This window comes from Pantoea sp. sgz302252 (assembly GCF_042610525.1).
In the GTDB taxonomy this organism is placed as follows: domain Bacteria; phylum Pseudomonadota; class Gammaproteobacteria; order Enterobacterales; family Enterobacteriaceae; genus Erwinia.
Map to the genome: position 1 here is coordinate 1 of NZ_JBHDVM010000003.1, position 12,878 is coordinate 12,878.

13 protein-coding genes are annotated in these 12,878 nt (G+C 54.2%); all 13 read right to left on the reverse strand.

Features of this window, described 5'->3' with window-relative positions; translation table 11 throughout:
• Window positions 1-227 precede the first annotated feature (227 nt).
• A complete protein-coding gene (locus ACETPC_RS06270) occupies window positions 228-989 on the reverse strand; it encodes an amino acid ABC transporter ATP-binding protein (RefSeq protein ID WP_380179701.1) in 762 nt (253 codons plus the stop codon).
• An 8-nt stretch (window positions 990-997) separates the two neighbouring features.
• On the reverse strand, window positions 998-2,098 hold the full coding sequence (locus tag ACETPC_RS06275; RefSeq protein ID WP_380179704.1) for an amino acid ABC transporter permease: 1,101 nt from the start codon (window positions 2,096-2,098) through the stop codon (window positions 998-1,000).
• A gap of 15 nt (window positions 2,099-2,113) precedes the next feature.
• Entirely contained in the window at window positions 2,114-3,292 is a 1,179-nt protein-coding gene (locus tag ACETPC_RS06280) for an amino acid ABC transporter permease (RefSeq protein WP_380179706.1), read from the reverse strand.
• Window positions 3,293-3,355: 63 nt separating this feature from the next.
• Entirely contained in the window at window positions 3,356-4,375 is a 1,020-nt protein-coding gene (locus ACETPC_RS06285; protein WP_380179708.1) for an amino acid ABC transporter substrate-binding protein, read from the reverse strand.
• Window positions 4,376-4,741: 366 nt separating this feature from the next.
• Window positions 4,742-5,662 carry a kdo(2)-lipid IV(A) palmitoleoyltransferase gene (gene lpxP / locus ACETPC_RS06290; RefSeq protein ID WP_380179710.1) on the reverse strand — a complete coding sequence of 307 codons (921 nt, stop codon included), beginning with the start codon at window positions 5,660-5,662 and terminating at the stop codon, window positions 4,742-4,744.
• 201 nt (window positions 5,663-5,863) lie between these two features.
• Window positions 5,864-6,160, reverse strand: coding sequence for a DNA-binding transcriptional regulator Fis (fis, locus tag ACETPC_RS06295; protein WP_000462905.1), 297 nt, complete (start codon window positions 6,158-6,160; stop codon window positions 5,864-5,866).
• 24 nt (window positions 6,161-6,184) lie between these two features.
• Entirely contained in the window at window positions 6,185-7,150 is a 966-nt protein-coding gene (gene dusB, locus ACETPC_RS06300) for a tRNA dihydrouridine synthase DusB (RefSeq protein WP_380179734.1), read from the reverse strand.
• Window positions 7,151-7,446: 296 nt separating this feature from the next.
• On the reverse strand, window positions 7,447-8,184 hold the full coding sequence (locus ACETPC_RS06305; protein WP_380179736.1) for a carbonic anhydrase: 738 nt from the start codon (window positions 8,182-8,184) through the stop codon (window positions 7,447-7,449).
• Between the two features lie 207 nt (window positions 8,185-8,391).
• Window positions 8,392-9,273, reverse strand: a complete 882-nt coding sequence (gene prmA, locus ACETPC_RS06310; protein WP_380179738.1) for a 50S ribosomal protein L11 methyltransferase — start codon at window positions 9,271-9,273, stop codon at window positions 8,392-8,394.
• A gap of 11 nt (window positions 9,274-9,284) precedes the next feature.
• The gene (gene panF, locus ACETPC_RS06315; protein ID WP_380179740.1) at window positions 9,285-10,730 is read right to left on the reverse strand and encodes a sodium/pantothenate symporter; all 1,446 of its coding nucleotides are present in this window, start codon (window positions 10,728-10,730) and stop codon (window positions 9,285-9,287) included.
• Window positions 10,727-10,963 (reverse strand): YhdT family protein, encoded by a 237-nt coding sequence (locus ACETPC_RS06320; RefSeq protein ID WP_380179742.1) that lies wholly within the window; start codon window positions 10,961-10,963, stop codon window positions 10,727-10,729. The genes panF and ACETPC_RS06320 overlap by 4 nt, the downstream gene beginning before the upstream one ends.
• A 67-nt stretch (window positions 10,964-11,030) precedes the next feature.
• Window positions 11,031-12,380 carry an acetyl-CoA carboxylase biotin carboxylase subunit gene (gene accC / locus ACETPC_RS06325; RefSeq protein WP_380179744.1) on the reverse strand — a complete coding sequence of 450 codons (1,350 nt, stop codon included), beginning with the start codon at window positions 12,378-12,380 and terminating at the stop codon, window positions 11,031-11,033.
• An 11-nt stretch (window positions 12,381-12,391) separates the two neighbouring features.
• Entirely contained in the window at window positions 12,392-12,868 is a 477-nt protein-coding gene (gene accB, locus ACETPC_RS06330; RefSeq protein ID WP_380179746.1) for an acetyl-CoA carboxylase biotin carboxyl carrier protein, read from the reverse strand.
• Window positions 12,869-12,878: the final 10 nt, after the last annotated feature.

Consider the following 12,878-nt stretch of genomic DNA (forward strand, 5'->3'; position numbering starts at 1 on the left):
TGCGATAACCCCGACCGAAAGGCCGGGGTTTTTTGCGTCTGCGCGACGGTAAAATATCCCGATGCGGGACCAGGGAACTGCCGGGCATCAAATTGCGATAGCCCCGACCGAAAGGCCGGGGTTTTTTGCGTTTAGGTTCAGGGAAATAAAGGACGGTATTGTACAAAAACGCGGCCTGAGCTTATAAAAAGCCCAGCTTACAGCTGAGCCTTTAGCGGCATTCTTCGTTAATGTATTACCTGAGAAAGGAAAGCGCGCGTTCGTTCTGATTTCGGTGCAGAGAAAAATTCCTGCGGCGGCGCCTGCTCAACGATCTCGCCTCTGTCCATAAAGATTACCCGATCGGCCACAGTCCGGGCGAAACCCATCTCATGCGTAACGCAAAGCATCGTCATTCCATCTTCAGCCAAACCAATCATCGTATCCAGCACTTCTTTAACCATTTCAGGATCCAGCGCAGAAGTAGGTTCGTCAAACAGCATAATCTTGGGCTTCATGCAGAGCGACCGGGCGATAGCCACGCGCTGCTGCTGCCCGCCGGAAAGCTGTCCTGGAAACTTATGTGCATGCTCGGCTATCCGCACGCGTTCCAGATAATGCATCGCCAGCGCCTCAGCTTCCTTTTTAGCGGTTTTCCGCACCCAAATTGGCGCCAGCGTGCAGTTTTGCAGCACGCTCAGATGAGGGAAAAGGTTAAAGTGCTGAAACACCATACCCACTTCCGTGCGAACACGCTCGATATTGCGTAAATCATCGTTAAGATGAATGCCGTCAACCACAATCCGTCCCTGCTGATGTTCTTCAAGATGATTGATGCAGCGAATAGTGGTAGATTTTCCGGAGCCGGAAGGGCCGCAGAGCACAATACGTTCCCGCGCCTTTACCTGTAGATTAATATCCTTCAGCACATGAAATTGCCCGTACCATTTATTAACGTTTTCCAGCGTAATCATCATCGCCTCATCGGAGTGAATTAAAGGTTTGGTCATAATAAGCCTCAGTGCGGCGTGCGCCCGGTGTGAAAACGCCTTTCCAGATACTGGCTGTAACGCGACATGCTGAAACAGAAAATCCAGTAAACCAGAGCGGCAAAAACATAGCCTTCAGTCGACATACCAAGCCAGGCGGGATCCACCGTAGCCTGCTGCACGCTGCTGAAGAGATCGAAAAGTCCGATAATAATGACCAGACTGGTGTCTTTAAAAAGAGCGATGATGGTATTGACCAGCCCTGGGATCACCAACTTCAGCGCCTGCGGCAGAATAACCAGTCCCTGAGTTTTCCAGTAGCCCAGCGCCAGCGATTCTGCAGCCTCGTACTGCCCTTTAGGCAAAGCCTGCAACCCTCCGCGTACTACTTCCGCCACGTAAGCAGACTGAAAAAGGATTACCCCAACCAGCGCCCGAATCAGCTTATCGATACTGCTGCCTTCCGCCATAAACAGCGGCAGCATTACTGAGGACATAAATAACACCGTAATTAGCGGCACACCGCGCCAGAATTCGATAAAGATAATCGATAATGAGCGCACCACCGGCAAGGTTGAACGTCGTCCAAGCGCCAGTAGAATGCCTAAGGGTAGAGCGCCTGCAATGCCGACCGAAGCGATAATCAGCGTTAGCGTCAGGCCGCCCCACTGGCGGGTTTCCACACGTTCAAGGCCCAGAAAACCGCCATAGAGCAGAACCCAAACCACTACCGGATAGACCACAGCCCAGACGGCGATATAACTCCCCCGGCGCGGCAGGGATTTCAGGAACATTGGCGCAACAGACAGAAGGCCAATAACTAATGCCAGGTTAATGCGCCAGCGCAGTTCGTGCGGGTAAAGCCCATACATAAATTGCCCGAAGCGGGCGTGAATAAAGACCCAGCATGCGCCTTCTTTAGTGCAGTCCGCTCGGGTCGTGCCAGTCCAGTTGGCTTGAAAAATAAGCCAGTTTAGCGCTGGCGGGATCAGGCTCCAGATAACCCACAGGCAAAACAGCGTCAGCAGCGAATTACCCCAGCTCGAAAACAGATTTTTTCTTGCCCATTTTACGGCTCGCATTAAAGAACTGGCCGCAACAGGCTGCGTATCATGCGTGGCTATAGTCATAGTTATCCCGTTCTCTTAACGCTCGATCAGCCGGATTTTACGGTTATAGATATTCATCAACAGTGAGATCAGCAGGCTGATAATCAGATAGACGCTCATAGTAATGGCGATGGTTTCTATTGCCTGGCCAGTCTGATTCAATACCGTCCCGGCAAACAGCGATACCATATCGGGATAGCCGATTGCCGCCGCCAGCGAGGAATTTTTGACGATATTCAAATACTGGCTGGTCAGCGGTGGAATAATGACCCGCATCGCCTGTGGAATAATGACCTGGCGCAGCGTCACCGGATTAGGCAGGCCCAGCGAGCGGGCTGCTTCACTCTGTCCATGGGGGACTGACTGGATCCCGGCGCGGATCACTTCGGCGATAAAAGAAGAAGTATAAATAGAAAGCGCCAGCGTTAGCGCCGCCAGTTCAGGAATAAGTACGAAGCCGCCGCGGAAATTGAAGCCACGTAACGCCGGTACATCCCAGTGCATTGCCGCGCCAAATGCCAGATGGGCGAGCAGAGGGAAAAGAAGCAGCATTATCACTATGACAGGCCAGCTACGCCTTAACCGGCCCGTTTTAAGCTGATAGCTGCGGTTGTAGCGGAACAGAGCAATACTGCCTGCCACAGCCAGCAGCAGAGATAAGACAAAAGGCCATGTGCCCGGCGCATATTCCGGCGAGGGAATATAGAGGCCGCGGTTACTGAGAAAAGCCAGTTCAAATGCATTTACCGCCTGGCGCGGCCCCGGCAGGTTACGCAGCACGGCAAAATACCAGAAAAAGATTTGCAGCAGCGGCGGAATATTGCGGAAAATCTCAATGTAGATCGTTGAAATCTTCCGCAGCAGCCAGTTATCCGACAGGCGGGCAAGCCCGATAAAAAAGCCCAGCAGGGAAGCGAAAACAATGCAAAGCGCGGAAACCAGCAGCGTATTAGTTAAGCCGACCAGAAAGACGCGGGCATAGCTATCGCCCTCGCTGTAGTCGATAAGATGCTGAACGATGCCGAAACCCGCGCTGCGTTCCAGAAAGCCGAAGCCGGAGGTGATGCCGCGGCTGGCCAGGTTGATTAGCGTATTGTGGATCAGATAGCCTGCTACGATCAGCACCAGCGCTACGGCGATAATCTGGTACAGCCAGGCGCGCACCGCAGGATTGCTAAAGGAAATATCCCTTTTCACGGACGGGCGTTGAGACATAGTGAATCCTCGGTCACGAATTCTGACAAGGGCGCCGGACGGCGCCCTGTTGCAGCGGGGAAATTAACGTACCGGCGGGGCGTACTGAATGCCGCCTTTATTCCAGAGCGCGTTCTGTCCGCGAGCGATTTTCAGCTGGCTGTCTTTACCCACGTTGCGGTCAAAGACTTCCTGATAGTTGCCGACCTGCTTAATGATGTTGAAGGCCCACTTGTTATCCAGCTTCAGATCTTTGCCGAAGTCGCCTTCAGTGCCCAGCAGATGCGCCATATCCGGCGTGGAAGGTTTTGCTGCCATCTGTTCGACGTTTTTAGAGGTAACGCCCATCTCTTCCGCATTCAACATTGCGAACAGCGACCACTTCACGATAGTGAACCAGTCATCGTCGCCACGGCGTACCACCGGCCCCAGGGGTTCTTTCGAAATCACCTCTGGCAGCACGATAAAATCGTCCGGTTTGCCTAATTTAATGCGCAGCGCGTAAAGCTGTGACTGATCGGAAGCCAGCGTATCGCAGCGGCCGGTATCCAACGCTTTGGCGGATTCGTCAGAGCGATCGAAAGTCACAGGCGTATACTGCATCTTGTTAGCTTTAAAATAATCGGCGACGTTTAGCTCGGTATCGGTGCCCGCCTGAATACAAACCGTCGCGCCATCCAACTCCTTAGCGCTTTTCAGGCCCGCTTTCTGATGCGTTAAAAACCCAATGCCGTCGTAATAGTTCACGCCGGCAAACAGGAAGCCCATGCCGCCATCGCGGGAAGAGGTCCAGGTGGTGTTGCGCGAAAGAATATCTACTTCGCCAGACTGTAACGCGGTAAAGCGCTCTTTAGCGGTTAGCGGCGTATATTTTACCTTTGTTGCATCGCCGAACACTGCGGCGGCCGCGGCACGGCATACATCCACATCAATACCGCTGAATTTGCCGCTGGCGTCGGCGAACGAAAAGCCGGGGAGGCCGTCGCTGATCCCACACTGTACAAAACCTTTCTTTTTAATCCCATCCAGCGTGGCGCCGGCATGAGCTGCCGTTGCGAATAAGGCCGCAGCGGCCACCAGTGTGGAGAGCATCATTTTTTTCATAAAGCATCCTGTGTGGCGTAAGCGTTTGGTTATGTTTTAGCGCACGCTGCGGCGCGCTTATCCTGAAAAGCCATCACAACACTGCAAAGGAAATGCCAGTTTTATCGCGCCCTGAATTGCCCGGAAAGGTTTGCTAATAATTGGAAGCCGATTGAAAGTTTGGCTAATAATGCGCACCAGCGTGAGGCAAAAGCCGCGCTGTTGGTCACAAATAGTGCAGAAGGTTTCCTGAAATAAGCGGGTGATGTGAGCGAAAGCGCAAAAGCGCTGGTCGTGCGAAGAAAGGAAAGCAGGAAACAGGGTGCCCGAAAGCGAAAAGACGAACCGCCGGAACAGCCACTGGCAGCTGTTCCGGATTGCTGCCTGTCAGTAGAGCGGTTGTGAGCCGTCCGGGCGGGTTTTGAAGCGACGATGCAGCCACATATATTGATCGGGCGCGCGCATGATTTCGGTTTCGATAACCTTATTCATATAAGCAGCCGCCTGTTGCTCATCTGCAACAGGATAATCTTGCAGTTCAGGCTGGATCACCAGCTCGTAACCGCTGCCGTCTTCGTTGCGGATCAGAACCACGGTAATCATGGCAGGCTTAGCCATGCGCGCCAGCATCCAGGTACCGCTGGTGGTTGCCGCCTGTGGCACAGCGAACAGCGGAGCGAACACGCTGCCTTTTGGGCCGTAATCCTGATCCGGGGCAAACCAGACCGCTTCGCCTTGTTTTAGCGCCTGTACCATGCCGCGCAGGTCGCGACGATTGATCATCGCTTTGTTGGAACGCATGCGCCCTTTGGTCTGCACCCACTCCATTAATTTATTATTGTGCGGGCGGTACATCGCCATCATTGGCTGGCAGAGACCCATCGCCCGGCCGCCCAGCTCCAGCGACATAAAATGAACGCCGATAATCAGCGCGCCGCGTCCCTCTTTTTGCGCCGCTTGCAGATTGTGCAGACCGTTCACGGTAAACCAGCGCTTGACGCGGCGATCGGACCAGAACCAGGCCATGCCGGTTTCCAGCAGCCCCATGCCCAGCGATTCAAAATTGCGTACTATGCTTTGCTCGATCTGCTTTTCAGACATCTCGGGGAAGCACAGCTCAAGGTTACGGCGGGTAATTGAGATACGGCGCTTCAGGAAACGCATCGAGGTGCGGCCCATCCAGGTGCCCAGCTTCTGCAGCAGCGGAAACGGCAGCTGCACCAGTAAAAACAGCAGCGCCAGCCCGGCCCAGGTAATCCAGTAGCGAGGATGCAGCAAACTGCGGGTAAAGCGAGGAGATTCCTTCATATTTCTCTCTTTATGCATGCATGGAAAGATGTAGCGCATAAAGAAGTGATTCCATAGCGATACAGGCAATAAGACAGCGCAAACGGCAGGAAGTTGAGCTAACCGTCTGTTATTTACACAATCAAGACAATTCTGCCCAAATCGCGGACATTAAAAAAGGCGCTAACACCAGGTAGCGCCTCTGTCACAATGAACCGAAACTTAGTTCATGCCGTATTTTTTCAGTTTCTTACGCAGCGTACCGCGGTTGATGCCCATCATCAGGGCTGCACGGGTCTGATTGCCACGGGTATATTGCATAACCATGTCTAACAGAGGCTGTTCCACTTCAGCCAAAACCAGCTCATACAGGTCATTCACATCCTGACCATTCAGTTGAGCAAAATAGTTCTTCAGTGCCTGTTTGACCGAGTCACGCAGGGGCTTTTGGGTCACCTGATCCTGGGAGTTAACGGTTGAAACGGTCAGTACGTCAGAATTTACGCGTTGTTCGAACATAGTTCTGTCAGCTCTTTATTTCTATTATGCAAGTTTTTCGAAGTATGCCTCCAACGCCTCCAGCTGTTCGCTGGCATCCTCAATGGCGTTGAATGTGCGCCGAAACTGGTCGTTTGGGGCATGCTCCTGGAGATACCAGGAGACGTGCTTCCGGGCAATACGGTATCCCTTGCGATGACCATAAAAGTCGTGCAGTTCCCGTAGGTGCCCGATAAGCAAGCGCTTTACTTCAGCCAGTGGCATTGGTGCCAGCAGCTCCCCAGTGTCCAGATAATGCTGGATTTCCCGGAAGATCCACGGTCTTCCCTGAGCCGCACGTCCTATCATCAGGGCATCCGCCCCCGTATAGTCAAGCACGGCTCTGGCTTTATGCGGGTCAGTAATGTCTCCGTTCGCGATAACCGGGATAGAGACATTCTGCTTAACTGTCCGAATGCTGTCATATTCAGCTTCGCCATTGAACAAACACGCGCGTGTGCGTCCGTGGATGGTCAGGGCCTGAATGCCACAACGTTCAGCCAATTGGGCAATTTCAACACAATTGCGGTTGTCCGTGTCCCAGCCGGTGCGAATCTTTAGCGTAACAGGCACTTCCACCGCATTGACCACCGCCGACAGGATAGACTTCACCAGTGCGGGATGCTGCAGCAGGGCAGAGCCCGCCAGTTTCCGATTCACTTTTTTAGCCGGACAGCCCATGTTGATGTCAATAACCTGCGCGCCCGACAAAGCGTTTACGCGCGCGGCCTCGGCCATCTCTTCAGGGTCACAACCTGCAATCTGCACGGTACGGATACCGGGCTCGTCACTGTGTACCATACGCAGTCGGGATTTATCGCTGGCCCAGACTTCCGGGTTTGACGACAGCATCTCCGAAACGGTCATACCAGCGCCCATTGCGTAACAAAGCGTCCGGAAAGGCCTGTCGGTAATTCCGGCCATGGGTGCTGCAATCAGGCGATTACGAAGCTGGTGGTTTCCTATGCGCATGAAAAAAAAGTGACCATAGTGTGTTCGCAAGGCGGCGTATATTACGCATTTTTTTCAGAAGATGAAAGGCCAAACTTTGAACAATTCACCCTAAAAATGTGCATTGGTCGCCGGTACAGACGATGAATCAGATAAATAATGTTATTTAACAATGCGTTGTGCAATGCAGGTTAAATTATGTGCAAATATTTTTCTTTTTTTGTGAGTCAGTTAACACTATAAATTGCGGCGCCGCGGGCATTAAGCGTCACAAGCGCCGCCATTGGCTTTCGCCAATCGGTGTTTTATTGACCCGGTTATTCGACAATTACACGCCCATGTAAGGGTTGTAATGGGCGATTATTGGCATGTTTCAGCGCTTGCTCAAACACGGCCAGCTGCCCAGCAGAGAGCGTAACAGGTTGCTTCATAATTAACCAGCGTACACCTTCTGTACAGGGTGGCGTAGTCAGCGAACCGCTGAAACGATAGTAATGCCTGTCTGAAGGGAAGAATGAAGCCAAATCGAGATTTTGTTTCATCACCTCTATGCGATCCTCCTCAGCCGGGAAAGCCGCAATCAGCGGCGCCAGCGTTTTGTTCTCCGCGCCTGTTTTGAACATCACCGCCACTACTGCCAGCTCGCCCTGGGCGTTAGCATGCACGAAATGCGCCTCCAGCGGGAAGGATTGGCCAAAGAGATGATTTTCGCTTGGGGTATGAAAGTGAAACTGCTTCAGGACGAACGCCTCGCCATCAAGCATAAAATCATCGCTATCTTTAACCGTGACCTGAATAGTATGGCCATTATTAACGATAGTCTGGGTAGCGGTATGAAAGTTCATGCCAAGCGGAGGAAGCTTGCCGTCGATCACCTGCTTAACATCGATCGGCGACTGATACTGGCCCTTTTTACAGGTTTGGAACTCATTCCCTAAATCGGCCCAGTGCTCAGGCGAACCCTGTCCTTCATAAGACCAGTGGATAGCAGAAGCAGCCTGAACAGGCGAGAAAGCGAGACAGGCCAGCAGCAGAACAGATCTTTTCATCTTCATTTCCTTGAAGTCGCCGACAACCGGCGCGTGAATAAAAAGGCCTGCTTATAGTAAGGTTATCGCCATCAAATGCTACTGGGATATCGTTAAGGAAGTGATAATCTACCGGGAAAACTGAAGTGATAGAGCGTCAGGATGCGAAGCGGAGGACTTAAGGCCTTTCTTAACGCCAAAAGCGGCTGTTCCTTCCCTGGAACAGCTTGCGGCTTAGCGGCGTACGCCAGTGATACGGCACCATTCTTCTTTTTCTGCCACCGGATCCAGCGCGAACTTATCCGCGTAGGCTTCGCACACGCCTTCTGCCTGGCTGGCCAGCACGCCGGAAAGGCCAAGATGGCCGCCAGCTACGGGCAGCACGCTGATAAGCGGCGCCAGCTCACGCAGCGGGCCGGCAAGGATATTGGCGACCACAACATCGGCGCTGAGGTTTTCCGGCTGCTCATGCGGCAGATAGAGCGACAGACGCTCCGATACGCCGTTGCGTTGGGCGTTATCGCGGCTGGCCTGGATCGCCTGCGGATCGATATCAATACCAATAGCCTGCGCCGCGCCTAGCTTAAGAGCAGCGATAGCCAGGATACCAGAGCCGCAGCCAAAATCGATCACGGTTTTGCCTGTCAGATCCAGACCGTCCAGCCAGCTCAGACACATTGCGGTAGTGGGATGCGTGCCGGTACCAAAAGCGAGGCCGGGATCCAGCATCACGTTAACCGCATCCGGATCGGGCACATCGCGCCAGCTTGGGCAAATCCACAGGCGCTGGCCGAAACGCATTGGATGAAAGTTTTCCATCCACTCCCGCTCCCAGTCTTTATCTTCAATCTGTTCGATTTTATGCGCAAAACCCGCGCCAAGCAGCGGATGCTGCTCCAGGCCCGCAATCACATCCTGCATATCGGTTTCAGCATCGAACAGGCCGATTGCATCGGTATCGCCCCACAGGCGCGTTTCACCAGGCAGCGGCTCAAATACCGGGTTGTCGTGCGTATCCTGAAACGTGACCGAGACAGCCCCGTTCTCGATCAGCGCGTCGCCCAGCTCTTCAGCCTGAGCGCCGGTGGTGTTGATTTTCATTTGTATCCAGGGCATGGCGATTCTCTTTAGTCAGTCAAACAGGTCGATGGCCGGTCAGCACGGCCAAAACGGTTGCCGATCGCAAAAGCGATCAGGCTCAACAGCAGCGCGGGCACTATCGGGTGAAAGCCCCACGGCTGAAGGGAAAAACTGGCCAGCAGCGTGTAGCAGCCTGCGCCGCTAAACATACTGGCAAGCGCGCCGGCGGCGTTGGCTTTTTCCCAGTATAACCCCAGCACCAGCGGCCACAGAAATACCGCCTCCAGCCCGCCGAAGGCCAGCAAATTAAGCCAGATCAGCATATCAGGCGGATTCCACGCCGCCAGCAGTAAAAGTAAACCCAGCGCCAGCGTCACGGCAGAAGAGATCTTTCTCAGCAGCGGCTCATTTTCCATTTGCTGAGGACGAGCGCGCAAATAGAGATCTTTCACGATCGTGGCGGAAGATTGTAGTAGTTGCGCATTGATCGTCGACATGATCGCAGCCATTGGCGCCGCAAGAAAGATCCCGGCCGCCAACGGCGGCAAAACGTGGATCATTAACGTTGGGATCACCAGGTCGGGGATCGTCAGGCCTGGCATGACGGCGCGACCCAGCGCGCCCGCCAGATGCATACCGAACATCAGTACGGTAACCACGACGGTGCCCAGTAAAATTCCCCGATGCACCGCTTTGCTGTCTTTATAAGAGATACAGCGCACGGCAGTATGCGGCAGGCCAATGACGCCGAAGCAAACCAGCACGGAGAAAGAGGCCAGGAAGGTTGGAGTGAGAATATGGCCGACGCCGCCTGGCGCAACGAGCTGCGGATCGATCTGCTCAAGCTTTTGCACCGCGCTATGCATGCCGCCAGCAGCGTGGATGACAGCAAACAGCAGGATAAAGGTGCCCAGCAGCATCACTACGCCCTGTAAGGCATCGTTCAGCACGCTGGCGCGGAAGCCGCCGAAGGCGGTGTAGAGAGCAATAGCGCCGCCAAAAATCAACAGGCCGGTACTATAAGGGATGCCTGCTGCCGTTTCCAGCAGCCGCGCGCCGCCGATAAACTGCACGGTCATGGCACCGATAAAAGCGATCAACAGGCTCAGGCTGGCGACCCATACCAGCAGCGTGCTGCCATAACGGGCATAAAGCATATCGTTCAGGGTTAGCGCGTTATAGCGCCGGGCCAGGATAGCAAACTTTTTACCCAATACGCCCAGCGACAGCCAGACTGCGGGAACCTGTACCATCGAAAGCAGCACCCAGCCCAGGCCATATTTATAGGCAGCGCCCGGCCCGCCGATAAACGAACTGGCGCTGATATAGGTCGTGGTCAGCGTCATCGCCAGTACGAAGCCGCCCATCGAGCGGCTACCGAGAAAATATTCGCTCAGGAAATTGCCTGTACGCCGTTTGCGCATGGCGTAGAGGGAAAGCGCCGCCACCAGCAGCAGATAGGCGATCAGCGGTAAAATGATGCCGGCTTTCATTCCTTATCCTCCAGCGAAATATCCTGAAAGACCCGTTTGATCATCAGCCAGCACAGCAGGATAAACAGTAGCGGCACCAGCAGGCAGGCCAGCTCAAACCAGCGGGGCAGGCCGGTCAAACCCGGCCCGCTGCCGCCAAAAGCGGCGGTTAACGACCAGGCAGCAAGATAGGCGACCGCCAGCCAGAAAGACCAGCGCGCCTCGCGGTGCGCCTGCACAAAGCGTTTTTCCATTTTTTCCTCCCTTTACAGGCAAAGAAAAAGGCCGGTTAAACCGGCCTTCCTTGTTCACTCAAGCGGATCAGGTTTCCTGAAGGCCGAGTTTTTTCTCCAGGTAGTGGATGTTGGTGCCACCCTGCTGGAAATGTTCGTCGCTCATGATCTTCATCTGCAGCTCGACATTAGTCTTGATGCCGTCGATGATCAGCTCTGCCAGCGCGTTCTTCATGCGGGCAATAGCCACTTCGCGCGTTTCGCCGTAGGTGATCAGCTTGCCAATCATGGAATCGTAGTACGGTGGCACGGTATAGCCAGCGTAGATATGCGATTCCCAGCGTACGCCGAAGCCGCCCGGCGCGTGGAAGCGGGTGATTTTACCCGGGCTCGGCAGGAAGGTGTTCGGGTCTTCCGCGTTGATACGGCACTCGACCGCATGGCCGCGCACTACCACGTCTTCCTGTTTGATCGACAGCGGCTGACCGGCAGCGATGCGCAGCTGCTCTTTGATCAGATCGACGCCGGTGATCATCTCGGTAACCGGATGCTCTACCTGAATACGGGTGTTCATCTCAATAAAGTAGAACTCGCCGTTTTCGAACAGGAACTCAAAGGTGCCTGCGCCGCGGTAGCCGATATCGATACAGGCTTTAGCGCAGCGGTCACCGATAAAGCGGCGCTGTTCTTCGGTGATGCCTGGCGCTGGCGCTTCTTCCACAACTTTCTGGTGGCGGCGCTGCATGGAGCAGTCGCGCTCGGCCAGATAGATGGCGTTGCCCTGGCCGTCGGCCAGTACCTGGATTTCGATATGGCGAGGATTCTCGAGGAATTTCTCCATATACACCATGTCGTTGTTGAAAGCCGCTTTGGCTTCCGCTTTCGTCATGTTGATGGATTGCTCGAGATCCTTGTCGCTGCGCACAACGCGCATACCGCGACCGCCGCCGCCGCCTGACGCTTTAACGATAATCGGGTAGCCGATACGTTGAGCGATAGCGCGGTTTTTCTCCATATCTTCGCCCAGCGAACCGTCAGAACCCGGAACGGTTGGGACACCGGTTTTCTTCATCGCGGTGATAGCGGAAACCTTATCGCCCATCAGGCGGATGGTATCTGCTTTTGGCCCGATAAAGATAAAGCCGGAGCGCTCGACCTGCTCGGCAAAATCGGCGTTCTCAGAAAGGAAGCCGTAGCCAGGGTGAATTGCCACCGCGCCGGTGATCTCCGCAGCGGAAATCAGGGCAGGGATATTCAGGTAGCTTTTAACGGAAGGCGCAGGCCCGATACAAACGGTCTCATCGGCCAGCAGCACGTGTTTCAGATCGCGGTCGGCGCTGGAGTGCACGGCCACGGTCTTGATGCCCAGCTCTTTACAGGCACGCAGAATACGCAGCGCGATTTCGCCACGGTTAGCTATTACAATTTTATCAAGCATGGTTCGCCTCGTTATTCGATGACTACCAGCGGCTCGTCAAATTCTACTGGCTGACCGCTTTCGACCAGAATCGCTTTTACCACGCCGGATTTATCGGCTTCGATCTGGTTCATCATTTTCATCGCTTCAACGATGCACAGGGTGTCGCCAGCATTAACTTTCTGGCCGACTTCGACAAAGGCTTTCGCGTCCGGGCTTGGCGTACGGTAGAAAGTACCGACCATTGGTGAACGTACGATGTGGCCACTGATCTCGGCAGCCGCAGGCGCTTCCATTGCTGGCGTGGTGGCCGGCGCAACGGCAGTCGCCAGAGCTGGCTGCTGCTGCTGCATCATTGGCGCGGCCCAGGCCTGCTGCATCATAGGATAGCCTGAATTGGCCGGGGAACGACTGATGCGAACGGACTCTTCACCTTCGGAAATTTCCAGTTCAGCAATGCCTGACTCTTCAACCAGTTCGATCAGTTTTTTAATCTTACGAATATCCATTAGTGTGGTT